Source organism: Pseudomonas sp. FW305-7 (genome assembly GCF_058786735.1).
This window is the reverse complement of the sequence record NZ_JBYSZA010000013.1, coordinates 99338-123078: the sequence shown is the minus strand read 5'-3', so window position 1 is coordinate 123078 and position 23741 is coordinate 99338. Positions and strand designations below refer to the sequence as shown.

The following is a 23741-nucleotide window of genomic DNA, read 5'->3' as shown; positions in this document are numbered from 1 at the left end:
GGCTGAAACATTTGCTAAAGCAAAGTGCTGAGTTATAACTACCTTTCGAGCGACGCAGGAAGCCTTTGAATGGAATCGAAAGAAAAACTGTTGATGGAGTTGCTGGGCCACACGGCTCGCTCCCTGACCCATCTCACCGCGTCGGTCACCTCCATGTCCTTCGAGTTGTTGCGCAGCGAAGATGACGTGGTCAAGGCTGCCAGCCGCCAGATGATCGACCGCATGGCGACGATCAGTGCCGGGCTTGACGAGCACTGGCGCCTGATCGGCGAGCTCACCGGCGTACACGTCGCTCACGAGCAGATCGAAACCATTCAGGAAATCCAGTTGCAGGCGCCGCCGCAGTTGCCGTCGAACTGATTCGACGGGCTATCGGCTCGCCTGATGGTCGTCGATTCACAAGACGAACGTCGCTGGCGCCTGGCTGGCGCACGGGCCATAGTTTTGTTCCCGCAGGCGTTGTTGCCTGCCCAGAACACAACAGAGACTGGCCATGACCAAGACTCTCCATCACCGTGCCTGCCACCTGTGCGAAGCCATTTGCGGTCTGACCATCGAAACCACTGAAACCGACGGCCATGTCGTGATCACCTCGATCAAGGGTGATGCCCTCGACACCTTCAGTCGTGGCCATATCTGTCCCAAAGCCGTCGCCCTGCAAGACATTCAGAATGATCCCGATCGCCTGCGTCAGCCAATGCGCCGGGTCGGCAGTGAATGGCTGCCAATCGAGTGGGACGAGGCATTTGCACTGGTAGCCGAGCGGCTGGCGGCGATTCAGGAGCGACATGGGCAGAATGCTGTCGCGGTGTATCAGGGCAATCCGAGCGTGCACAATTACGGGCTGATGACCCACAGCAATTACTTTCTCGGCCTGCTGAAAACCCGCAATCGCTTCTCCGCCACCTCGGTCGATCAGTTGCCGCATCACCTCAGCAGCTACCTGATGTACGGCCACGGTTTGCTGTTGCCGATCCCGGACATCGATCACACCGATTTCATGCTGATTCTCGGCGGTAATCCGCTGGCGTCCAACGGCAGCATCATGACCGTGCCAGATGTTGAAAAACGCCTGAAAGCGATTCAGGCGCGCGGCGGCAAGGTCGTGGTGGTCGATCCACGGCGCAGCGAGACGGCTGCGATGGCCGATCAGCATCTGTTCGTGCGTCCCGGTGGTGATGCTGCATTGCTGTTCGGGCTGCTCAACACGCTGTTTGACGAAGGCCTGGTCCGCGGCAGTCATTTGCCGGTCGAGGGTCTGGACGAGGTTCGCACGGCCGTGGCGTCGTTCACTGCCGAAACCATGAGTCCATTGTGCGCCGTGCCTGCCGAGCAGATCCGTCAGCTGGCCCGCGACTTTGCCGCTGCGCCGAGCGCCGTGTGTTACGGACGTATGGGCGTTTCTACCCAGGCGTTCGGCACGTTGTGCCACTGGGTGGTGCAGTTGATCAATCTGGTCACCGGCAACCTCGACCGGGTCGGTGGTGCGCTGTGTACCGAACCGGCGGTGGATCTGGTGGCGTCGACCTCCGGCGGGCATTTCAACAAATGGCAAAGTCGTGTGTCGGGCCGTCCCGAGTATGGCGGTGAGTTACCGGTCTCGGCGCTGGCCGAAGAGATGCTCACCGAAGGCGAGGGGCAGATCCGTGCACTGATTACCGTCGCCGGCAACCCAGTGCTGTCGACGCCGAACGGGCGGCAGTTGGAGCAAGCGCTTGATGGTCTGGAGTTCATGGTCAGCATCGACCTGTACATCAACGAGACCACGCGTTACGCCGATCTGATCCTGCCGTCGACCTCGGCGCTGGAGAACGATCACTACGACACCACGTTCAACCTGTTCGCGGTGCGCAACGTGACCCGCTTCAATCGCGCAATCCTCGCCAAGCCCGAAGGCGCGCTGCATGACTGGGAGATCTTCGTCAGCCTGGCCAAGGCCTTTGCCGAGAAGACCGGCAAGGAGCTGAAGCCGACCATGCCACCGGCGAAGATGATCGACATGGGCCTGCGCATGGGTTACTACGGCGATGCCTCCGAACACAAACTGTCGCTGGCGACACTGTTCGATCATCCCCACGGGCTAGACCTTGGAGCATTGAAGCCGAATCTGGCCAAGCGTTTAAAAACCCTTGATCAGCGCGTGCAGGCTGCGCCCCCCGAAATCCTCGCCGACCTTGCACGCTTCGCTGCCTTACGGGCGCCAGCCGCAGATGAGCTGTTGATGATTGGCCGCCGCCACGTGCGCAGTAACAATTCATGGATGCACAACTATCACCGTCTGGTGAAGGGCAAGCCGCGTCATCAGTTGTTGATGCATCCGGACGATCTTGCCAGCCGAGGCCTCAACGATGGGCAGTTGGTGCGTGTGAGCTCGCGGGTCGGGCAGATCGAAGTGGAAGTGCTCGGCAGTCTGGACATGATGAAAGGCGTGGTCAGCCTGCCGCACGGTTGGGGACATGCAAGGCCGGGGGTGCAGATGGCGATTGCCAGCGGCCAGCCGGGTTCGAGCGCGAACGATCTGACCGATGAATGTCAGCTCGACGAGTTGTCCGGCAATGCCGCGCTGAATGGCGTGCCGGTGACCGTCGCGGCGGCGTGAGCATGTCTGTCGGGGAGACCGAGCAGGGCGCTCGGGATTCCGTTACAATGCGCCACCGTGCCGACCCATGAGTCGGAAAGTTCAGCCGAGGTGCTCCATGGATATCATCGAAACGATTAAAGAGCAGATTGCCAACAACACCATTCTGCTTTACATGAAAGGTTCGCCGAATGCCCCACAATGTGGCTTCTCCGCGAAAGCTGCACAGGCTGTGATGGCGTGTGGCGAAAAGTTTGCGTACGTGGACATCCTGCAGAACCCGGAAATCCGCGCCAACCTGCCGAAGTACGCCAACTGGCCGACTTTCCCACAACTGTGGGTCGGCGGTGAACTGGTCGGCGGTAGCGACATCATGACCGAGATGGCTGCTGACGGTTCGCTGCAAAGCACCATCAAGGCGGCTGTCGAAGCGGCTGCTGCGAACAAGTCGGAAGCCTGATCGGCCTCTGTGAGAGCCAGCAATCTGGCTCTCACACTGGTTTTACCCGGCACCTGCTCCCTGTAGGAGCTGTCGAGTGAAACGAGGCTGTGATCTTTTGATCTGCAGCCAATAAAAAGCCCCGCGCCTCGAAAGAGGGCGGGGCTTTTTAATGTCTCGAGTTTAGCGGGCGCTAACTTACTCTTCGCCCATCTGCGATTGCAGATAGTTCTCAAGACCGACCTTATCGATCAGGCCCAGTTGGGTTTCCAGCCAGTCGATGTGTTCTTCTTCGGATTCGAGAATATCTTCGAGCAGTTCGCGGCTGCCGAAATCGCCAACGGTTTCGCAATGAGCGATCGCGGCTTTCAGATCAGCGTGGCCGGTCTTCTCGATGCGCAGGTCGCACTCCAGCATTTCCCGGGTGTGCTCGCCGATGTGCAGCTTGCCGAGGTCCTGCACGTTCGGCAGGCCTTCGAGGAACAGGATGCGCTTGATCAGCTTGTCCGCGTGCTTCATCTCGTCGATGGATTCTTTGTACTCGTGCTTGCCCAGCTTGTTCAGGCCCCAATCTTCATACATGCGTGCATGCAGGAAGTACTGATTGATCGCGACCAGCTCATTGGCAAGGATCTTGTTGAGATGCTGGATGACTGTAATGTCGCCTTTCATGATCGGAGTCCTGCCCTGTAATAGCTGTATATAAGGCGGAGTTTGAGCTTCGTACTTATAAGTGTCAAACCTAAGTTATTGAATAATATATGAAAATTAATCGGAATAAGAATGTTTGTGTTCCGCGTCTAGACGCTAACCAATTGATTTTCAGGCATAAAAAAACCGGACATAAGTCCGGTTCTTTGAAATAGGGGTAATTTACGCAGCGGTAAATTCTACAGGATAGGGGATCGCAGCCTGGGCGGTTTGCAGCTTGGTCAGGGTTTCGCGTACGACTTCCTTGGCAAGGCAGGCACATTTGCCGCATTGGCTGGCGACGCCGGTGGCCTGGCGGACTTCTTTATAGCTGCAGCAACCTTCATAGATCGCTTCGCGGATCTGTCCGTCGGTGACGCCAGTGCAGAGACAAACATACATAAGTGAGAACCGTCGCTGGTTGTGACTCAATTGCGATGGATCTTAATGTTAACGAGAATGATTGTCAAAGTGCTTTCGGAAAGCTTTGCGCAGGATTTGCGCGTGACTGACGAGCGGTAATGACTGGCCATCTGCCTGGCCCCGTAAATGCAGCGCCGTTAACCGCTGCTTTAAAAAACCGTTAAGGACAGGCCAAAAACGCAGTGTATGATGGTCGGCCCTTGCGAAGGGGGTTCGTGTCACAGGGCTGTCGCCTGAGGGTGGCAGGCTGGCCCGGACCCTGAACTTCAAGTTTTTACACCAGGAGATATCAATGAGCGTACTCGTAGGCAAACAAGCCCCTGACTTCACCGTCCCGGCCGTACTCGGCAATGGCGAGATCGTTGACAGCTTCACTCTGTCCTCGGCCATCAAAGGCAAATACGGCCTGGTGTTCTTCTACCCACTGGACTTCACCTTCGTCTGCCCGTCCGAGCTGATCGCTCTGGACAACCGCATGGCTGACTTCAAGGCTCGCAACGTTGAAGTGATCGCCGTGTCGATCGACTCGCACTTCACCCACAACGCCTGGCGCAACACCCCAGTGAACAATGGCGGCATCGGCCAGGTGAAATACACCATGGCTGCCGACATGAAACACGACATCGCCAAGGCCTACGACGTTGAGTCCGAAGGCGGCGTGGCTTTCCGTGGCGCATTCCTGATCGACGACAAGGGTGTTGTCCGCTCGCAGATCATCAACGACCTGCCGCTGGGCCGTAACATGGAAGAGCTGATCCGTCTGGTCGACGCTCTGCAATTCCACGAAGAGCACGGCGAAGTCTGCCCTGCCAACTGGAAAAAAGGCGACAAAGGCATGAACGCTTCGCCAGAAGGCGTTGCTGCATACCTGACCGAGAACGCTGCTGCCCTGTAAGGCGCAACGTCGAGGTACAAAAAAACCGGCCCACGTGGCCGGTTTTTTTTATGTGGAGAATTATTTGAAACAGCCTTTCGGCATCATTTGTTTCAAATGCGCGAGAAAAATACTGGATGACTGAACAGTGGTTGGATAGGGTTGTGCTCGAGCGATAACAGGTCGCCTCACTTCAGTAAGGACGGTGCAATGGATTGCATGATGCAGAAGGGGATTCAAATGCCGAGTAGCCTGGACGTTGCGGATTATTTCCTCTGCCTGGAAGGGCATGAGGGGGAGATCTCCAATCTTAAAATTCAAAAAATGGTTTATTACGCTCAAGGATTCAGTCTGGCCGTCCATGGCGAGGCTCTCTTCCCTGAAAAGCTGGAAGCGTGGATGCACGGGCCAGTGGTTCCGGATCTGTATCGAAGATTCAGCCAATTTGGATCGAGTGCCATTCCTCCTCCAAGTGATTTCAATCCAGATGTCTTCAGTGCCAAACAACAAAGTTTGCTCAACGAAGTGTTCGACGTTTATGGCCAATTCTCGGCGTGGAAACTACGTCAGCTGACACATGAAGAAGCCCCTTGGCGTAGAAACTTCAAGGAAGGGGAGTTCAGCCGAGAAATTCCCGCCTGTGAGATGCAGGAGTATTTCCGAGAGCATTTGGTGAACTGAAAAATGGCCAGGTTCAAACGCAGGGAACGCGATGCGGCGGCTGCAGTAACGGCAAGGACGTCCACCATCGAAATGGATTCATCGGAAGCACGACCTCCGGTTTTCTCATTTGAATATTTGCAGAATGGATGGTGCATTCAAGATTGCGAGGCCGTCGAACGCTCGAAAATGCTTGAGCGTCTGAGGATTCCGGGAAAAATGCCTTGGAGAGAACTGCGCAAGGAGCGTAGGCATCGATATGGCTGTGAAACGATTGAGAGAAACAGCTTGAAAGTCGGGATACCTGATTTTTTAACAGGTGATGTCAGATTGTTGGTGTTTCGGGCTTTCGAGCGTGTAGCGATGGTTGGCTACAAAAACCATCGGGTTTTCTACGTCATGTGGATTGATCGAGAATTTAAGCTCTATAAGCATTAAACGAAAAACCGGCCCACGTGGCCGGTTTTTTTATGTGCAGGATTTACCCGACGAGGATCAGTCGTCGAAGTCTTCCCAGCCGCCCATCTGTTTCCAGCGGTTGACGATGCCACAGAACAGCTCAGCGGTTTTCTCGGTGTCGTAACGCGCGGAGTGCGCCTCACGGCCGTCGAAATCGATGTCGGCGGCCTGGCAGGCTTTTGCCAGTACGGTTTGACCGTACGCCAGACCGGCCAGCGTCGCGGTGTCAAAGCTGGAGAACGGGTGGAACGGGTTGCGCTTCATGTCCAGTCGCGCAACCGCAGCGTTGAGGAAGCCGAGGTCGAAGCTGCTGTTGTGGCCGACCAGAATCGCCCGTTTGCAGCCGTTGGCCTTCAGCGCCTTGCGAATGCCGCGGAAGATGTCGGTCAGTGCCGTCTCTTCGCTGACGGCCATGCGCAGCGGATGATCGAGCTTGATCCCGGTGAACTCCAGCGCTGCCGCTTCGATGTTGGCGCCTTCAAACGGCTCAACGCGGAAGAAGTAGGTGTGATCCGGGTAGACAAAACCCTTTTCATCCATGGCGATGGTGGTCGCGGCAATCTCCAGTAACGCATCGGTGGCAGAATTGAAGCCACCGGTTTCTACGTCGACGACAACCGGCAGGTAGCCACGAAAGCGTGCTGCCATCGGGTGACGGGAACCGCCACCGCCACTTTGACCGTCCAGTTCGTCGTCGAAATGGTCTTCACTCACGCGTGTTCCTCCAGCAGGCGCCAGCGCAGTTTTTCACCGGCGCGCAGCGGGATAACGGTCAGCTCGCCGAATGGCAGGCTGGTCGGGGCGGTCCATTCTTCACGAACCAGGGTAATGCGATCGGTATTCGCCGGCAGGCCATAGAAGCGCGGGCCGTTGAGGCTGGCGAAGGCTTCGAGCTTGTCCAGCGCATTACGCTGTTCGAAGGCTTCGGCGTACATCTCGATGGCGGCGTACGCGGTGTAGCAGCCGGCGCAGCCGCAGGCGGCTTCCTTGGCGTGCTGGGCGTGCGGCGCCGAGTCGGTACCGAGGAAGAACTTCGCGCTGCCGCTGGTGGCGGCGTCGAGCAGAGCTTCCTGATGCGTATTGCGCTTGAGGATCGGCAGGCAATAGAAGTGCGGCCGAATCCCGCCAACCAGCATGTGGTTGCGGTTATAGAGCAGGTGATGTGCGGTGATGGTCGCGCCGACGTTGGCCGAGGCGTCGTTGACGAACTGCACGGCATCGCCGGTGGTGATGTGTTCGAACACCACTTTCAGTGTCGGGAAACGCTCGACCACACGACGCATGTGCTCGTCGATGAAGATCTTTTCGCGGTCGAAGACATCGACATCGCCACGGGTCACTTCGCCGTGGATCAGCAGGGGCATGCCGACTTCGGCCATGGCTTCCAGCGCCGGGAAAATCTTGTCGATGCTGGTCACCCCGGAATCGGAGTTGGTGGTCGCACCGGCCGGGTACAGCTTGGCGGCGTGTACGAAACCGCTGGCCTTGGCTTCACGAATTTCTTCGGGCTGGGTGCGGTCGGTGAGGTACAGCACCATCAGCGGCTCAAAGCGACTGCCGGCCGGGCGGGCAGCGAGAATCCGCTGGCGATAGCCGTCGGCTTCAGCGGCGTTGCGCACTGGCGGGACCAGGTTGGGCATGATGATGGCGCGGCCAAAGGTGCGCGCAACATCGGCAACGGTATTGGTCAACACGGCACCATCGCGAAGATGAATGTGCCAGTCGTCGGGACGCAGCAGGGTCAGGCGGTCGGACATGAGGGGATTCCAGGCGGGTCAAACTGAGGCGAATGCTACCGGAAAAGACTCTTGCAGGCACTCGCTATCAAGTTTTGCGGGATGCTTCCGATATCCCGTAGGTATGCCGTAAACATAGTGTGAATCGGTCTTTGTGTTTCAGAAGCCAATGGAGCCTCCCGTGCGCCAGCGTTATTTAGCCTTGCTCAGTGTGTTTGCCAGCCTTCCCGCGATGGCGCTCACCTACCAGACTCGCCTGGAGAACATTGAGTGGACGGTCGCCGGCGACAAGTTCGAGTGCCGCCTGACACAGCCGATCACCGATTTCGGTTCGGGTGAATTCGTGCGCAAGGCTGGCGAACAGGCGATCTTTCGTCTGAATGCCTACAACGCCATGCTCGGCGGCGGTTCGGCGACTTTGCTGGCAGCCGCCGCGCCTTGGCAGCCGGGGCGCGGTGACATCAATCTGGGCAGCGTCAGGCTCGGCAGTGGCAATGTCTTGTTCAGCAGCTCGCAGTCCCAGGCCGGTGGCCTGATCAGCGGTCTGCTGGACGGTCGTAGCCCGGTCGTGCGTCGTGCTTCGGGCGATGGCCGCGTGTCGGAAGTGCGTTTGTTGCCGGTGAAATTCAGTAAGGCGTTTAACGACTATCAAACCTGTGTGGCGAAATTGCTGCCGCAGAATTTCGACCAGATCAAGCAGTCGCAGATCGGCTTCCCCGGCGAGGGCGTTGACCTGGACGCTGCCGCCAAGGCCAAGCTGCAAGTGATGCTCGAATTCATGAAGGCTGATCCGACGGTCAATCACATTGAGCTCGATGGGCATTCCGACAACAGCGGCAATCGCTTGACCAACCGTGAACTGTCGCGCCGTCGGGCGCTGGCGGTGGTCGACTTCTTCAAGGCCAACGGCATTCAGGAATCGCAGATCACCGTGCGTTTCCATGGCGAGCAATATCCCATTGTGCCGAACACAAATGCGGCCAATCGGGCGAAGAATCGTCGGGTTAACGTAAAACTCGCGCGCGTGGCTCCAGTCACGGCCCCGGCACCACAAGCGAGCACTCCAGCCAACACTGCAGCAACTTCCTGACCCATCGGTCATCGTCGCGCTCTCGACAGATTCTGTCGCTTTGTCGTCTTAAGCTGTCGCGCCTCTGTAAATTATCGCGTTTGAGCGGTAGACTCCTCGGCTTTCCGTAGAACCCCGTGGAGTGATGGCATGGCGGACGTAAACAAGGTCGTTCTGGCGTATTCCGGCGGCCTGGACACTTCGGTGATCCTCAAGTGGCTGCAGGATACTTATAACTGTGAAGTGGTGACCTTCACCGCTGATCTCGGTCAAGGCGAAGAGGTCGAGCCGGCCCGCGCCAAGGCTCAGGCCATGGGCGTCAAAGAAATCTACATCGACGACCTGCGCGAAGAATTCGTGCGCGATTTCGTATTCCCGATGTTCCGCGCCAACACCGTTTACGAAGGCGAGTACCTGCTGGGTACCTCCATCGCACGTCCGCTGATCGCCAAACGTCTGATCGAAATCGCCAACGAAACCGGCGCTGACGCCATTTCCCATGGCGCCACCGGCAAGGGCAACGACCAGGTGCGTTTCGAACTGGGCGCCTACGCGCTCAAGCCAGGCGTGAAAGTAATTGCCCCTTGGCGTGAGTGGGACCTGCTGTCCCGCGAGAAGCTGATGGACTACGCCGAGAAGCACGCGATCCCGATCGAGCGTCATGGCAAGAAGAAGTCTCCGTACTCGATGGACGCCAACTTGCTGCACATCTCCTATGAAGGCGGCGTGCTGGAAGACACCTGGACCGAGCACGAAGAAGACATGTGGCGTTGGACCGTCTCCCCGGAGAACGCGCCTGACACCCCGCAATACCTGGAACTGACCTATCGTAACGGCGACATCGTTGCGCTGGACGGCGTCGAAATGACCCCGGCCACCGTACTGGCGACGCTGAACAAGATCGGCGGTGCTCACGGTATCGGCCGTCTCGACATCGTCGAGAACCGTTACGTCGGCATGAAGTCCCGTGGCTGCTACGAAACCCCGGGCGGCACCATCATGCTGCGCGCTCACCGCGCCATCGAATCGATCACCCTGGACCGCGAAGTCGCTCACCTCAAAGACGAGCTGATGCCGAAATACGCCAGCCTGATCTACACCGGCTACTGGTGGAGCCCTGAGCGTCTGATGCTGCAACAGATGATCGACGCTTCGCAGGTCAACGTGAACGGTGTGGTTCGCCTGAAACTGTACAAAGGTAACGTGATCGTCACTGGCCGCAAGTCCGACGATTCGCTGTTCGACGCAAACATCGCGACCTTCGAAGAAGACGGCGGTGCTTACAACCAGGCCGACGCGGCGGGCTTTATCAAGCTCAACGCGCTGCGCATGCGCATTGCTGCCAACAAGGGCCGCAAGCTGTTCTGATTTTTCAGACTGACGCGCAATAAAAGGGCGGCCTTGTCTTCGAGACAGGGCCGCCCTTTTTTACATGATTCTTTTTTTCGGCGCTCATCGAGCAATGTCTCTGGTCTGTCCGCTTGCGCGACAACGACCCCATCCTTCAAGTCCGTCCCAACAGCGTCACCGCTTGTGAGCACAGGTTGTAAACAATACAAAGCGTGGTGCCTGAGTCTTTCTTGGCGTGTTTGATCTGTAGCAGCGCTCTCTTCGTCAGTGAAGCGTCTGACACATGATTGGAAAGAAACACGATGACGCGGGTGGTTTTCCTGTCGTTGAGCCGGATTCTTTGCACAATTGTGGCGAGTTCTCTCGACGCATCGATGTCACGGGCATCAATGATGTGCAGGTTGCTGACGCAAACGGGCAACTGAATATTGTGTTGGACCGTCAGGTTTGACCTCGCACGGGGGGGCGTTGGCGGATCGGGTGCGTTGTGGATTTCGCACGAGTCCGCGCATTGTGCGGCGGTATCATGAGGTACGACGCGACTCGAAATTCCGAAAGTATGGTGTGTGGTGGATCCCTCTTTGGATGTGTTGCGTTTGTTGTCGCGGTCATTGCTGTCCATGGCTTTCAAGAAAGTCGCGTCCTTACCGAAATCGGAAGGTGAATAGAGTGAGCGATAATTGAAGTTCAAAGTTATAAAAAAAAGAAATAACAAATAGAACGGAAAGCTGATCAGGAACCATACATAGATGGCGCGATCCTCACTGTTGAGGAACGGCAAGGATATCGCTGCAGATGCTTCTGAGATGCCAGCAAATATAGCGATTACCGTCATTGGATTGGTGATTTTGTTTTTTATCTTTAACATGCTTGTGCTCTTGTGTTTGGTTTTTCTCATAGATGGGTTGTTCATGTTTTGTGAGATTGTGATAGTTGAGAGAGTGTTGTTGTATTTATAGCAAAAGTGTTTGATTGAGTATAAATATCTTGTTTCAAGTGTTTGTGGGGGGTGGAGGTGCATGAAAGTTGTGAAAGAGAGTGTTATTGCTTGATGTTTCCAGTTTGCACACGTGATCATTCTTGTTAGGTATATGTCGTCCATCCGTAATGGAGTCGGAGTGTGGAATGGCCGCTGCATGGCACAAGGGTCGTAATCTGTTACAAGTTAAAGTGGGGAATGTAACGAGGGAGTTAGTGCGTTACAGCGTCGGATTTATAGAGTGAAAAGGATTTTTTGTAGGAATTATCTTCAATGGTTGTAGGGAATGTCTTTCGATGCAAGTGCATGAGAGCCCCGACATGCCACTGCGCAAGTGACTGGGATATGGTGCGTGTTCTAAAAATTCGAACAGCGAAACTGGACTTGCCCATGAATAAAGTGCTGATCGTGGATGACCATCCCGTCATTCGTCTTGCGGTACGTATGCTGATGGAACGTCATGGCTACGAAGTCATTGCAGAAACTGATAACGGTGTGGATGCATTGCAACTTGCGCGCGAGCAGATGCCGGATATTGTAATTCTGGATATTGGAATCCCCAAACTTGATGGACTGGAAGTTATTGCGCGTCTGACCTCGACCGCCATGCCAATTAAAGTTCTGGTACTGACCTCCCAGGCACCTGGACATTTTTCAATGCGCTGCATGCAATCGGGAGCGGCGGGATATGTGTGTAAACAACAGGACCTGACTGAATTGCTTAGCGCAATCAAGGCCGTTTTGTCCGGCTACAGTTACTTTCCAAATCAGGCGTTGCATACAGTGCGTACCAGTCTGGGTAATGCCAGTGAAGCAGACATGGTGGATCGTCTGTCCGGGCGCGAAATGATGGTGTTGCAACAATTGGCGCGAGGCAAGACCAACAAGGAAATCGCCGACGGCATGTTTCTGAGCAACAAAACCGTGAGTACCTACAAGACCCGCTTATTGCTGAAACTCAATGCGCGTTCACTGGTTGATTTGATCGAGCTGGCGCAACGCAATGGACTCGTCTGAATGTTTTATCAGCTGACGGGGTCATGGGCCGATCGAGTTCAGCTAGCCGCAGAAAGTGAAAAGCCTCCGTTTCGGGAGGCTTTCAAGCATCAGAGATCAAAATCGTAATCGGCCAATTGCCTTTGCAGTCGGCGCTCCTCCAGCAGGTTATCGATTGTGCGACGTTTGCTGAGGTTGGTTTTGGCCACCTCGACAACCGGTTCCGGGTCATCGGTCTCAGTGGGGGTGAAATCGTCTTCTACGTCCAATCGCTCTTTTTCGGTACTCATAAAGCTGACTCCCGGCTAAGACTGCCTTTGGCGCTCCTTATATCGGTAATGTAGCGACGGGTAAAAAAGATTTTTTCAATCGATCAATCAATAAACCTAATGCTTGATCAATCGTCCGATGTTTTGGCTTTGTACTCGCACAAATCTTCGATCCTGCAGCTGCCGCACCGTGGCTTGCGTGCCAGGCACACATAGCGTCCGTGAAGAATCAGCCAGTGGTGGGAATCGAGCAGAAATTCCTTGGGGACGAACTTCATCAGTTTCATTTCCACTTCGACAACATTCTTGCCGGGAGCGATACCGGTGCGGTTGCTGACGCGGAAAATGTGGGTGTCGACGGCCATGGTCAGTTGGCGGAAAGCCGTGTTGAGCACCACGTTGGCAGTCTTTCGGCCCACGCCCGGCAAGGCTTCGAGCTCCTCACGCGTTTGCGGTACTTCACTGCCGTGGCGCTCGATCAGTAAGCGGCAAGTTTCGATGACGTTCTTGGCTTTGCTGTTGTAAAGGCCGATGGTCTTGATGTATTCGGACAGACCTTCGACGCCCAGCGCATGTATCGCCGCCGGGGTGTTGGCTACCGGGAACAGCTTCGCCGTTGCCTTGTTGACGCCCACGTCGGTCGATTGCGCCGAAAGGATCACGGCAATCAGCAGTTCGAAAGGCGAGGAGTAGGCCAGTTCGGTTTTCGGCTCGGGATTGTCTTCATGCAGTCGGCGAAAGATCTCAAGACGTTTTGCGGCATTCATGGGCGATGCGTTTCCTTGGAAATAGAGTTCGAGCGGGTCCACGCCTGTCGGGCGGCCAGCAACAGCCCCAACAGAATCAGCGCGCCCGGAACCAGAGTTGCCAGATGCAACCCTTCACTGAATAAAACAAGACCTTGCCGATGTTCGACGATGCCTCGGCCGAGGGTCCCCTGGCCGGCGAGCTCTCGCAACAAGGCGAGGATCAGCATCAAGGCACCAAACAGACCCGTGAGTTTGAAGCGCTCGATTCGCGTCTGTCGGAAGAATCCATTGTGTTCCAGTGCTACGCACTGCAAAGCGATCAGGCCGGCATAAAGCCCCAAGGCCTGATGCCATGGTAAAAACCAGCGTTGCGCGAGAATCTCGGCGCAACTGGTCAATGCAGCTGCGAGCAGCAAGCTGGCGAGTAAAGTGTTTGTCCCCGTCAGGCGCGACCGCAGCGGGCGCATGCACATGCCGTAAGCACCCACGACCAGGACGAACATCAGTACCGTTACCAGTGCGCTGGCCAATGAGCCGGTGGTGCCCAGCAGCAACATCAGCATCAATGAGTTCGCCAGCGTCGCCGACCGGTTCATGGTTCGTTCCCCAGTAATGGCACACGATGCTCATCGAAGTAGCGCAGTGCATCATGGATTGCATTGATCACCGCGCGAGACGTAATGGTCGCGCCAGCCATCTGATCAAACTGCCCCTGATCCTTTTTCAGCGCCCAACCGGAATCCGTCGGTTGATTGCTCGATTTGCCGGTAAATACCTGCAACCACGTATTCGGCCAGTCGCCCAAATGTCCGCCCAGTGCCGGGGTTTCTGTCTGCTTGAGGGTTTTCACACCGAGCAATTTTCCTTCAGCATCGATGGCGATCAGCAACTCGATGCTGCCCGCATAGCCCTCGGTCTGGCTGCGCAGCAACACCGCGACTGACTGGCCAGCCTTGATCGCGCGATAGCCGCCGGTCAGTGTGCTGTGGCTCAAGGCGACGTTTGCCAGGACCAGCGGCTGTTCCAGCGGTTGATTGTCATAGGTCTCTGCCGCGAGCACGTCGAGCAGTTTGCGGCTGTCGAACAGACGTTGCGCAGCGGCAATCTGCGGTGCATTACTGCGTTGTAAAAAGTACGTCGCACCGACGCCGACGACGGCCAACAGCAGCAGCGTGAGCGCGCTTGTCATCCGATTCATGGGCTCACCTGTGCTTGTCGACTGGCGGCAAACCGTTCCAGCGCCGGCACGCAGAGATTCATCAGCAACACCGCAAACGCGACACCGTCCGGATACCCGCCACAGGTGCGAATCAGATAAGTCAGCAAGCCGACACCGACGCCAAACAGTAAGCGGGCGAGAGGACTTTTGGCGCCGGACACCGGTTCAGTAATGATGAAGAATGCGCCAAGCATGGTGGCGCCACTGAGCAGGTGAAACAGCGGCGAGCCGTGTGAGTCCGAGCCCGAGCCGTTCCAGCACAACAGACTGACCACAAACAGGCTGGCGAGCATGCCAACCGGCGCATGCCAGCCGAACACTCGTCGTTGCAGCAGGAACAGCCCGCCCGCGAGAAATGCCAGGTTCACCCATTCCACACCCTGGCCGCCGAAGCGCCCGAATGCCGGACTGGCGGCGAACAACTCATCGATGGTCAGACTTTTATTGATGCGCAGACTGTCCAGCGCTGTGGCCTGAACCCAGGCGTCCGGCGCCTGAGCGGGATTGAACACCTGCTGCACCGCGTCGAACAGCGCCAGGCCGTGAGCCGGCCAATGTGTCATCGGCTGTGGAAACATCACGATGATCAAGGCAAATCCGAGCATGGCCGGGTTGAACGGATTTTTACCCACGCCGCCATACAGGTGCTTGCCAAACAACAGACCGAAGGCGATTGCGGTCACCGTCAGCCACCATGGGCAATACGCTGGCAACGCGACGGCCAGCAGTGTCGCGCTGACCAGCGCACTGCCGTCGCTCAGCGTCGGCTGTAACGATTGGCGGCGCAGACGCATGACGCACGCCTCAACGATCAACGCGGTGCTGACCGACAGAATCAAATTGATCAACACGCCCCAGCCGTACAGCGCGAACAAGGCCAGCAGCCCCGGCAGCGTAGCGAGCAGTACCTGTTTCATCGCCTGTTGCAGGCGATCGTCCGGCGCCTCAAGGGGCGACATGGTCTTGCACCTGGCGCTCGGCGTCTTGCAGGCGGGCGCGGGCCTTGTCGAGGGTTTCGGCGGGCGTGTCGGCGCGACGTTCGAGTTTGTTGAAGTCGGCGCGGGCGTAGGCCAATTCGGTTTTCAACTGACGAAGCTGGGCGTCGATCGGGCGTTTTTCCACTCGTACAAGGTCAGGCACAGGCTGATCACTTGAGTTTTCGGCGGCGTGAAGGGCTTGCTCGGCTTCACGCAGTGATTGCTCCAGCGCCGTAATTTGCTCGGGTGGCGCTTCGGCAGTCTGGGCTTTTTTCAGCTCGGCGCGCCGCATGGCCAACTGGATCTTTGCTCTTTTCAGGTCGGCGTCCTTCGCCGGGACTGGCGCGACCGGAGCGGCGGGTGTGGCGGGTGTGGCGCTTTCGAGTTTCGCCAGGGCCTGCTCGGCTGCTTCGAATTGTTGCTGCAGCACGATCAATTGCGACTGCTGCTCAAAGGTCGGCGGATGGCCGAAGGCTTTCAGCGATTTGTGCAATTGCGCGCGGCTCATCGCGACGTCAATCTTGGCTTTCTTCAGCGCAGCATCAGCCGTGGCGGCTTTTTGCGCGCGCACACGCTCCAACGCAGCCTGCACGGGGTCGAGCGTTGTTACCTCAGATTGCGTGGCTTTTTTCGCCCTGGCCTCACGTTCAGCCTGTTTCTGCTGTTCTTCTCGTTGCAGGCGCGCGTTACGGCGTTCGAAACGCTGGCGAGCATGGTCGCGTTTGACGGCGCGCGCGCGTTGTTCTTCAAGACTGAATGCCAGCCCGCCCACCACCGGCAATGTGCCGAGCGGCAGTGGATGCATTTCGATGCAATCCACCGGGCACGGCGCCACGCACAGGTCGCAACCGGTGCACTCGTCGATGATCACCGTGTGCATCAATTTCGCCGCACCGACGATGGCGTCGATCGGGCAGGCCTGGATGCACTTGGTGCAACCGATGCATTCGGCTTCGCGGATGTAGGCGACTTGCGGCGGTGCCGAACCCCGGCTGATGTCCAGTTCCAGCACCGGCACTTTCAGCAACTCGGCCAATGCCGCCACCGTTTCGTCACCGCCCGGCGGGCATTTGTTGATCGGCTCGCCGGCGGCGATGCCTTCGGCGTAGGGTTTGCATCCGGGGTGGCCGCACTTGCCGCATTGGGTCTGCGGCAGCAGGGCATCGATGCGTTGAATCAGACTCATGTTTTGATCAGTCCACTGAATCCGAGAAAAATCACTGCGATCAATCCGGCGCCGATCAGGTCGATCGGCAAGCCGCGAAAGGGCAGAGGAATGTCGTTGCCGGCCGTGCGCTCGCGCAAATCGCTGAACAGGCACAGGACCAGCCAGAAGCCCAGCCCCGCGCCAAGGCTCAATGCCGTTGCAGGCAGCAGCCCTTGATCGTTTTGCGCATTGATCAGCGCCAGCCCGAGTATGCCGGCATTGCCCAGCAACAGCGGCCACAAACCCTCGAACGGCCAGTCGGGCAGCCCGCGAGCCAGCGCTTTCAGCAGCGGTGCGATCAACAGCACGCTCAACGGCAGAAAAACGAATAGACGCAGGGCTTGCAGTTGCAATGGCAACAGCAGCCAGTGCCAGATGGCCTGACTGATTACGCCTACGATCAGCATCAGGCACAACGTCGCCAGCCCTAGCGCATGCACCTGACGGCGACTGCCCGCCAGCAGCGGATCGACGCCCAGCGGCCAGTGCAACACGAAGTTGTTGATCAGCGCGGCACTGAAAAGCGTAAGCACAAGTTCGGTCATGGTTCTGCCGGCGAAACGGGCGGGTGTCTCTTAAGGTTAGGCATTATCCGGCAGGGTGGGCCAGATATGAAAAATCCCACCGGCATGCAGGGCACGTCGGTGGGATCGATTGGTCGCCGCGTCTTACTTGATGCGTTGACCCGGCTTGGCGCCGCTGTCCGGGCTCAGCAGGTAGATTTCTTCACCGCCAGGACCTGCCGCCATCACCATGCCTTCGGAAATACCGAACTTCATTTTCCGTGGCTTGAGGTTGGCGATCATCATGGTCAGGCGACCATCGAGTTTGGACGGGTCCGGATAAGCGCTCTTGATCCCGGAGAACACGTTGCGTTGCTCGTCACCGATGTCCAGCGTCAGGCGCAACAGCTTGTCAGCACCTTCCACGTGTTCGGCCTTGACGATCAGTGCAACGCGCAGATCAATCGCGGCAAAGGCGTCGAAGTCGATTTCCGGCGACAGCGGATCCTTGACCAGTTCGCCGTTGCCTGCCGGTGCGGCTGCGCCAGTGTCGGTCTGGCTGGCGGTCAGGTCTTCTTTCGAGGCGTCGGTCATGGCTTGCACTTTTACCGGGTCGATGCGGGTCATCAACGGCTTGAATTCGTTGAGCTGGTGGTTGGCCAGCAGGGTGGTGTGGTCGTTCCAGGTCAGCGGTGCGACGTTGAGGAACGCCTCGGCATCGGCAGCCAGCAGCGGCAGCACCGGTTTGAGGAAGATCACCAGTTGGCGGAACAGGTTGATACCGGTGGCGCAGATCGCCTGGACTTCATCCTGCTTGCCTTCCTGCTTGTTCAACGACCATGGCGCCTTGTCGGCGATCCACGCGTTGGCGCGGTCGGCCAGAGCCATGGTTTCGCGCATGGCACGGGCGAAGTCGCGGGCTTCATAGGCGTCGGCAATGCTTGGTGCGGCGGCGAGGAAAGCCTCGGTCAGCTCTGGCGCGGCATTGTTGTCGACCAGCAGGCCGGCGTTACCTTTCTGAATGAAACCGGCGCAACGGCTGGCGATGTTGACGACTTTGCCGACCAGGTCGGAGTTGACCTTCTGCACGAAATCTTCGAGGTTCAGGTCGAGGTCATCGACGCCACGGCCCAGTTTGGCCGCGTAGTAGTAGCGCAAGTATTCCGGCGACAGGTGATCCAGGTACGTGCGCGCCTTGATAAAGGTGCCACGGGACTTGGACATCTTCTGGCCGTTGACGGTCAGGTAGCCGTGAACGTTGATCCCGGTTGGCTTGCGGTAACCCGCGCCTTCGAGCATCGCCGGCCAGAACAGGGCGTGGAAGTTGACGATGTCCTTGCCGATGAAGTGGTACAGCTCGGCGGTGGAGTCCTTGCCCCAGAACGCGTCGAAGTCCAGCTCCGGCGTGCGATCGCAAAGGTTCTTGAAGCTGGCCATGTAGCCGATCGGCGCATCCAGCCATACGTAGAAATACTTGCCCGGCTCGTCCGGGATCTCGAAGCCGAAGTACGGCGCATCGCGGGAGATGTCCCACTGTTGCAGGCCGGCGTCCAGCCATTCGGCGATCTTGTTGGCGACGGCGTCTTGCAGGGTGCCGCTGCGGGTCCAGGTTTGCAGCATCTGCTGGAAATCCGGCAGCTTGAAGAAGAAGTGCTGGGAATCCTTGAGCACCGGTGTGGCGCCAGAGATCGCCGACTTCGGATCCTTCAAATCAGTTGGCGCGTAGGTCGCGCCGCATTTTTCGCAGTTGTCGCCGTACTGGTCTTCGGTGCCGCATTTCGGGCAGGTGCCCTTGATGAAGCGGTCGGCCAGGAACATTTTCTTTTCCGGGTCGAAATACTGGGTGATCGAGCGCTGGGCAATGTGCCCGGCATCACGCAGCTTGATATAGATCTGGCTCGACAGCTCACGGTTTTCTTCGGCGTGAGTGGAGTGGAAATTGTCGAAGTCGACCAGGAACTCGGCAAAGTCGGCGCTGTGTTCAGCCTGCACGTTGGCGATCAGTTGTTCCGGGGTGATGCCTTCTTTTTCCGCGCGCAGCATGATCGCCGAACCGTGGGCGTCGTCGGCGCAGACATAAATGCATTGATTGCCGCGATGCTTCTGGAAGCGCACCCACATATCGGTCTGGATATATTCCAGCATATGGCCAAGGTGAATCGAACCGTTGGCGTAGGGCAGGGCGCTGGTGACGAGGATCTTGCGTGGTTCGGACATGTGGGGCTTCGCTACTTGATGAAACGGAGGTCGGCCACTATAAAGCGCTGGCGCATATTTTTCACCCTGTGCACCTGTTTCCGGATACGCCAGTCACTTAATTTTCAGCCTATGAAACCTTTCTATATGAATGGGCCCCTGTGGCGAGGGGATTTATCCCCGATGGGTGGCGAAGCCGCCCCAAAACCAGACAACTCGGTAAATCAGGCAAACCGCGTTCAATGGTTTCACGACTGCTGCGCAGCCGGTCGGGGATAAATCCCCTCGCCACAAAGGTTTTCCAGCTCGAGCAATCTGTTCGCCTCAAATCAATGTCCAGCGTACGATACCCGCCATCTTTTCCCAGTCTTGTTATCGGAGTTGCCCATGAGTGCCGTCACTCGCGCAGCGGTGGAAGCCGTCCTCAGCCAATACACTGACCCTTACCTGAATCAGGACCCGGTCAGCGCCGGCTGCGTGAAGAACATCGAAATCATCGGTGATCGCGTCAATGTTCAGCTGGAAATCGGTTACGCCGCCGGTCTGTTCAAAAGCGGCTGGGCGCAATTGCTGCAATTGGCCATCGAAAACCTCGATGGCGTTGTGATCGCCAAGGTTGAAGTCAACAGCGTGATTGCCGCGCACAAGGCCCAGGCGCAGATTCCGGGGCTGGCCAACGTCAAGAACGTGGTCGCGGTCGCCTCAGGCAAGGGCGGCGTGGGCAAATCGACCACGGCGGCCAACCTCGCGCTGGCACTGGCTCGTGAAGGCGCCAAAGTCGGGATTCTCGACGCCGATATCTACGGTCCGAGCCAGGGCATCATGTTCGGCATCCCCGAGCGTACCCGCCCTGAGGTCAAGGATCAGAAGTGGTTCGTGCCACTCAAGGCCCACGGCGTGGAAGTCATGTCGATGGCCTTCCTGACCGACGACAACACGCCGATGGTCTGGCGTGGTCCGATGGTTTCCGGCGCGCTGCTGCAACTGGTCACGCAAACCGCGTGGGGCGACCTCGATTATCTGGTCATCGACATGCCGCCAGGCACCGGCGACATCCAGCTGACCCTGGCGCAGAAAGTCCCGGTGGCCGGTGCCGTGATCGTCACTACCCCGCAGGATCTGGCACTGCTCGATGCGCGCAAAGGCGTGGAAATGTTCCGCAAGGTCAACATTCCAGTGCTGGGCGTGGTGGAAAACATGGCCGTGCACATCTGCTCGAACTGCGGCCATGCCGAGCATCTGTTCGGTGAGGGCGGTGGCGAGAAGCTGGCGACCCAATATGGCGTCGAACTGCTGGCGTCGCTGCCGTTGTCGATGTTGATCCGCGAACAGGCCGATGGCGGCAAACCGACGGTGATCGCCGAACCGGACAGCCAGATTGCCATGGTCTATCAGGAACTGGCCCGCCATGTCGGCGCGCGGATTGTGTTGCAGGAAGCGGCAACGCCGGCCATGCCGAACATCACCATCAGCGACGATTGATCCATCAGCAACACCGGTAATCCTGTAGGAGTGAGCCTGCTCGCGATAGCGGTCGATCATTCAACACTTCTGTTGAATGTTAATCCGCTATCGCGAGCGGGCTCACTCCTACAGTTGTTTTGCGGTGGATGTTAGATGCGCAACCCGCCATCCATCTCCAGAATCCGCCCGGTGTAGTAGTCGTTCTCAAAGATGTACGCCGCCGAATGGGCGATCTCTTCCGGTTTGCCCATGCGCTTGAGCGGAATACCCGACGTCATTTTCTCCAGCGCTTCCGGCTTCATCCCAAGGGTCATCTCGGTCTCGATGAAGCCCGGCGCAATGCCCGCCACGCGAATGCCATAACGCGCCAGCTCTTTTGCCCAGGTCACGGTCGCCGCCGCTACACCGGCCTTGGCGGCGGAGTAGTTGGTCTGGCCGACGTTGCCCGCGCGGGAGATCGACGAGATGTTGATGATCGCGCCGCTGTTCTTCAGCTCGACCATTTTTGCCGCCACTTCACGGGTGCACAGGAACACGCCGGTCAGGTTGACGTCGATCACCGCCTGCCACTGGGCCAGGCTCATCTTGGTCATTTCGCCGTCCTTGACCTTGAGCAGCAGGCCATCGCGCAGGATCCCGGCGTTGTTGATCAAACCGTGGATCGCGCCGAAATCTGCCGCCACTTGGGCGACCATGTGCTCGACCTGTTCTTCATTGGCGACGTTGCATAGATAGCTGCGCGCCTCGACACCTTTGGCTTTGCAGGCGGCAACCGCGTCGTCGAGTTTTTCCTGGTTCAGATCGACCAGTGCCAGCTTCGCGCCTTTACCGGCGAAATACTCGGCCATGGAGCGGCCCAAACCCTGGCAACCGCCGGTGATAATGATTACTTTGTCGTTGAGTTGCATTCGCATGCCCCGATAGCAGGTCAGAGTGGTTTTCCTTGGAGAGCCTCTCGATCTGCGCCCGATGTGGCCTGGCTGCACATGAGAGTTGCCCGAAGGTGAGCGGAACTTATCCCGCACGCCTGTCCGTTTTTTCGACGGATTCTATTTAAGGAGTCATAAATTGAGCGTTGAAGTGGCCAAGAATGCCCGAGAATTGCTTCTCAAGGAATACCGCGGAGTGCTGTCGACCCACTCCAAATCGATGCCCGGTTTTCCCTTTGGCTCCGTCGTGCCTTATTGCCTGGACGAGCAGGGCCGGCCGCTGATCCTGATCAGCCGCATCGCCCAGCACACCCATAATCTGCAAAAAGACCCGAAATGCTCGATGCTGGTGGGTGAGCGCGAGGCCGATGACGTGCAAGCCGTTGGTCGCCTGACCTATCTGGCCGAAGCCGAAAAACTCGAAGACGCCGCTGCCATTGAAGCCGCCGCCGAGCGCTACTACCGCTATTTCCCGGATTCACAGAACTACCACAAGGCCCACGATTTCGATTTCTGGGTGTTGAAGCCTGTGCGTCATCGCTACATTGGCGGTTTCGGCGCGATCCACTGGATCGATCAGTTGACCCTGGCCAATCCATTCGCCGGCAAAGCTGAAATCAGCATGGTCGAGCACATGAACAGCGACCATGCCAAAGCCATCGCGCATTACGTCGACCTGGCCGGCCTGCCGAAAACCGTACCGGCGCAACTGGCCGGGATCGACACTGAAGGTATGCACCTGCGCATCGGTCAGGCGCTCTACTGGTTGCCGTTTCAAGCGCCTTGTCATACGCCGATACAAGTGCGCGAAGCCTTGGTTTCTCTGGCTCACGCCGAGGTTTGGCCAAAAAAGACAGTGGCCGACGCTTGAATTCACGAAAGGGCGACGTCATCTAAGGCTTACTGCAAGGTATTTCTTGCGTTGAGGAAATTTTGATGCGCCCTTTTTTGTTGCTCTTTCTGCTGTTTCCGGTGCTGGAGCTCTTCGTATTCGTCAAAGTGGCAGGGGCTATCGGGTTTTTCCCGGCCCTGCTGCTGATCATTCTCGGCTCGATGTTCGGTGTGTTCGTGCTGCGCGTCGCCGGTCTGGCCACGGCACTGCGTGCCCGGGAAAGCCTGAACCGCGGCGAGCTGCCTGCGCAAACCATGCTTGAAGGCCTGATGCTGGCACTGGCGGGTGGCTTGCTGATCCTGCCGGGATTCATCAGCGATGTGGTCGGTCTGGTGATGTTGCTGCCGTTCACCCGTCGTCTGCTGGCGAACAAGATGCGCCAGCGCGCCGAAGATCAGGCCATGCGCCAGCGTGCATTCGCCGACGACCTGCAACCCCGTGGCGGTCCTGCACCGCGCCAGCCTCTGGGCCGCGAGGGTGATGTGATCGAAGGTGAGTTCGAACATCGCGACAGCAAATAACCTGTTCAATGACACGGCACCTTCGGGTGCCGTGTTCGTTTATGGGCTGCTTTTGTGATCAACATTCGCGAAAAAATTTTAGCCTCGCCCTTGTAATAAGCTTATGCGCCCCTATGTAACGGTCACCGAAAGGTTTCCGACATTCGAGTCGGACAGACTTCCGCGGTTCGCTCGACGAATCGCAACCGGCGCAGGCCGGATTTGTTAAACCCGCCGGGACTACACCGGCCGATGAAAACCACAATTAGGAGAGATCGACAATGAAGCTTCGTCCTCTGCATGACCGCGTCGTTATCCGTCGCAGCGAAGAAGAAAAGAAAACCGCTGGCGGTATCGTCCTGCCAGGTTCGGCTGCTGAAAAAGCCAACCACGGTGTGATTGTCGCTGCAGGCCCAGGCAAGACTCTGGAAAACGGTGAAGTGCGTGCGCTGGCCGTTAAAGTCGGCGACAAGGTTGTGTTCGGTCCTTACTCCGGCAGCAACACTGTGAAAGTCGACGGCGAAGACCTGCTGGTAATGGCTGAGAACGAGATTCTCGCCGTACTGGAAGGCTGATTTCCCGC

The 23741-nt window shown here is 57.6% G+C and carries 27 protein-coding genes; 13 read left to right on the top strand and 14 right to left on the bottom strand.

Annotated features, from left to right (window positions below; translation table 11 throughout):
• The first annotated feature begins 69 nt into the window (after nt 1-69).
• From plzR to grxD, 3 genes are all read left to right on the top strand, one after another.
• Entirely contained in the window at nt 70-360 is a 291-nt protein-coding gene (plzR, locus tag AC3WMT_RS17160) for a PlzR type 4 pili assembly inhibitor (RefSeq protein ID WP_103305479.1), read from the top strand.
• 133 nt (nt 361-493) lie between these two features.
• Nucleotides 494-2599 (top strand): molybdopterin oxidoreductase family protein, encoded by a 2106-nt coding sequence (locus AC3WMT_RS17155; protein WP_103305480.1) that lies wholly within the window; start codon nt 494-496, stop codon nt 2597-2599.
• Between the two features lie 97 nt (nt 2600-2696).
• A complete protein-coding gene (grxD, locus tag AC3WMT_RS17150) occupies nt 2697-3038 on the top strand; it encodes a Grx4 family monothiol glutaredoxin (RefSeq protein ID WP_016773402.1) in 342 nt (113 codons plus the stop codon).
• A gap of 177 nt (nt 3039-3215) precedes the next feature.
• Here grxD and bfr read toward each other — a convergent pair whose 3' ends face one another.
• Together bfr and AC3WMT_RS17140 are read right to left on the bottom strand one after the other, a co-directional pair.
• Nucleotides 3216-3689 (bottom strand): bacterioferritin, encoded by a 474-nt coding sequence (gene bfr, locus AC3WMT_RS17145; protein WP_103305481.1) that lies wholly within the window; start codon nt 3687-3689, stop codon nt 3216-3218.
• A gap of 201 nt (nt 3690-3890) precedes the next feature.
• Nucleotides 3891-4109 carry a bacterioferritin-associated ferredoxin gene (locus AC3WMT_RS17140; RefSeq protein ID WP_003227725.1) on the bottom strand — a complete coding sequence of 73 codons (219 nt, stop codon included), beginning with the start codon at nt 4107-4109 and terminating at the stop codon, nt 3891-3893.
• Nucleotides 4110-4422: 313 nt separating this feature from the next.
• On the opposite strand from AC3WMT_RS17140, the gene AC3WMT_RS17135 reads away from it, so the two are divergent.
• From AC3WMT_RS17135 to AC3WMT_RS17125, 3 genes are all read left to right on the top strand, one after another.
• Nucleotides 4423-5025, top strand: a complete 603-nt coding sequence (locus AC3WMT_RS17135) for a peroxiredoxin (protein ID WP_003227723.1) — start codon at nt 4423-4425, stop codon at nt 5023-5025.
• Between the two features lie 189 nt (nt 5026-5214).
• The gene (locus tag AC3WMT_RS17130) at nt 5215-5685 is read left to right on the top strand and encodes a Panacea domain-containing protein (RefSeq protein ID WP_103305482.1); all 471 of its coding nucleotides are present in this window, start codon (nt 5215-5217) and stop codon (nt 5683-5685) included.
• Nucleotides 5686-5688: 3 nt separating this feature from the next.
• Nucleotides 5689-6102 (top strand): hypothetical protein, encoded by a 414-nt coding sequence (locus tag AC3WMT_RS17125; RefSeq protein ID WP_103305483.1) that lies wholly within the window; start codon nt 5689-5691, stop codon nt 6100-6102.
• A gap of 57 nt (nt 6103-6159) precedes the next feature.
• Here the strand turns inward: AC3WMT_RS17125 and rnt are convergent, their stop codons facing one another.
• Complete coding sequence (rnt, locus tag AC3WMT_RS17120; protein ID WP_007916667.1) at nt 6160-6837, bottom strand: ribonuclease T; 678 nt, start codon at nt 6835-6837, stop codon at nt 6160-6162.
• Nucleotides 6834-7880, bottom strand: coding sequence for a dihydroorotase (gene pyrC / locus AC3WMT_RS17115; protein ID WP_103305484.1), 1047 nt, complete (start codon nt 7878-7880; stop codon nt 6834-6836). The genes rnt and pyrC overlap by 4 nt, the downstream gene beginning before the upstream one ends.
• 160 nt (nt 7881-8040) lie before the next feature.
• Here pyrC and AC3WMT_RS17110 point away from each other — a divergent pair, with 160 nt between their 5' ends.
• Both AC3WMT_RS17110 and AC3WMT_RS17105 read left to right on the top strand, forming a co-directional pair.
• Complete coding sequence (locus AC3WMT_RS17110) at nt 8041-8949, top strand: flagellar protein MotY (protein ID WP_103305485.1); 909 nt, start codon at nt 8041-8043, stop codon at nt 8947-8949.
• A gap of 129 nt (nt 8950-9078) precedes the next feature.
• Nucleotides 9079-10296 carry an argininosuccinate synthase gene (locus AC3WMT_RS17105; protein ID WP_003227714.1) on the top strand — a complete coding sequence of 406 codons (1218 nt, stop codon included), beginning with the start codon at nt 9079-9081 and terminating at the stop codon, nt 10294-10296.
• 136 nt (nt 10297-10432) lie between these two features.
• On the opposite strand, the gene AC3WMT_RS17100 is transcribed toward AC3WMT_RS17105, so the two are convergent.
• A complete protein-coding gene (locus tag AC3WMT_RS17100) occupies nt 10433-11146 on the bottom strand; it encodes a hypothetical protein (protein WP_103305486.1) in 714 nt (237 codons plus the stop codon).
• 501 nt (nt 11147-11647) lie between these two features.
• Here AC3WMT_RS17100 and AC3WMT_RS17095 point away from each other — a divergent pair.
• Complete coding sequence (locus tag AC3WMT_RS17095; protein WP_007916656.1) at nt 11648-12274, top strand: response regulator transcription factor; 627 nt, start codon at nt 11648-11650, stop codon at nt 12272-12274.
• 89 nt (nt 12275-12363) lie between these two features.
• On the opposite strand, the gene AC3WMT_RS17090 is transcribed toward AC3WMT_RS17095, so the two are convergent.
• From AC3WMT_RS17090 to metG, 8 genes are all read right to left on the bottom strand, one after another.
• Nucleotides 12364-12543, bottom strand: a complete 180-nt coding sequence (locus tag AC3WMT_RS17090; RefSeq protein ID WP_103305487.1) for a PA3496 family putative envelope integrity protein — start codon at nt 12541-12543, stop codon at nt 12364-12366.
• 107 nt (nt 12544-12650) lie between these two features.
• Nucleotides 12651-13289, bottom strand: coding sequence for an endonuclease III (nth, locus tag AC3WMT_RS17085; RefSeq protein WP_103305488.1), 639 nt, complete (start codon nt 13287-13289; stop codon nt 12651-12653).
• A complete protein-coding gene (locus AC3WMT_RS17080) occupies nt 13286-13867 on the bottom strand; it encodes an Rnf-Nqr domain containing protein (protein WP_103305489.1) in 582 nt (193 codons plus the stop codon). Before AC3WMT_RS17080 ends, nth begins: the two co-directional genes overlap by 4 nt.
• A complete protein-coding gene (locus AC3WMT_RS17075) occupies nt 13864-14469 on the bottom strand; it encodes an RnfABCDGE type electron transport complex subunit G (RefSeq protein ID WP_103305490.1) in 606 nt (201 codons plus the stop codon). Before AC3WMT_RS17075 ends, AC3WMT_RS17080 begins: the two co-directional genes overlap by 4 nt.
• On the bottom strand, nt 14466-15449 hold the full coding sequence (locus AC3WMT_RS17070; protein ID WP_103305491.1) for an RnfABCDGE type electron transport complex subunit D: 984 nt from the start codon (nt 15447-15449) through the stop codon (nt 14466-14468). Before AC3WMT_RS17070 ends, AC3WMT_RS17075 begins: the two co-directional genes overlap by 4 nt.
• Nucleotides 15436-16653, bottom strand: a complete 1218-nt coding sequence (rsxB, locus tag AC3WMT_RS17065; protein WP_103305492.1) for an electron transport complex subunit RsxB — start codon at nt 16651-16653, stop codon at nt 15436-15438. The genes AC3WMT_RS17070 and rsxB overlap by 14 nt, the downstream gene beginning before the upstream one ends.
• Nucleotides 16650-17219, bottom strand: coding sequence for an Rnf-Nqr domain containing protein (locus AC3WMT_RS17060; RefSeq protein ID WP_103305493.1), 570 nt, complete (start codon nt 17217-17219; stop codon nt 16650-16652). Before AC3WMT_RS17060 ends, rsxB begins: the two co-directional genes overlap by 4 nt.
• 123 nt (nt 17220-17342) lie before the next feature.
• Entirely contained in the window at nt 17343-19394 is a 2052-nt protein-coding gene (gene metG / locus AC3WMT_RS17055; protein WP_103305494.1) for a methionine--tRNA ligase, read from the bottom strand.
• 366 nt (nt 19395-19760) lie between these two features.
• On the opposite strand from metG, the gene apbC reads away from it, so the two are divergent.
• Nucleotides 19761-20855 carry an iron-sulfur cluster carrier protein ApbC gene (gene apbC, locus AC3WMT_RS17050; protein WP_103305495.1) on the top strand — a complete coding sequence of 365 codons (1095 nt, stop codon included), beginning with the start codon at nt 19761-19763 and terminating at the stop codon, nt 20853-20855.
• Between the two features lie 131 nt (nt 20856-20986).
• On the opposite strand, the gene AC3WMT_RS17045 is transcribed toward apbC, so the two are convergent.
• Nucleotides 20987-21745 (bottom strand): SDR family oxidoreductase, encoded by a 759-nt coding sequence (locus AC3WMT_RS17045; protein WP_053123391.1) that lies wholly within the window; start codon nt 21743-21745, stop codon nt 20987-20989.
• A gap of 160 nt (nt 21746-21905) precedes the next feature.
• Here AC3WMT_RS17045 and AC3WMT_RS17040 point away from each other — a divergent pair, with 160 nt between their 5' ends.
• The 3 genes from AC3WMT_RS17040 (at nt 21906) to AC3WMT_RS17030 (ending at nt 23733) form a co-directional block, all read left to right on the top strand.
• Complete coding sequence (locus AC3WMT_RS17040; protein ID WP_103305496.1) at nt 21906-22637, top strand: HugZ family pyridoxamine 5'-phosphate oxidase; 732 nt, start codon at nt 21906-21908, stop codon at nt 22635-22637.
• A 65-nt stretch (nt 22638-22702) separates the two neighbouring features.
• The gene (locus tag AC3WMT_RS17035; RefSeq protein WP_103305497.1) at nt 22703-23179 is read left to right on the top strand and encodes an FxsA family protein; all 477 of its coding nucleotides are present in this window, start codon (nt 22703-22705) and stop codon (nt 23177-23179) included.
• A 260-nt stretch (nt 23180-23439) separates the two neighbouring features.
• A complete protein-coding gene (locus AC3WMT_RS17030) occupies nt 23440-23733 on the top strand; it encodes a co-chaperone GroES (RefSeq protein WP_003227685.1) in 294 nt (97 codons plus the stop codon).
• Nucleotides 23734-23741: the final 8 nt, after the last annotated feature.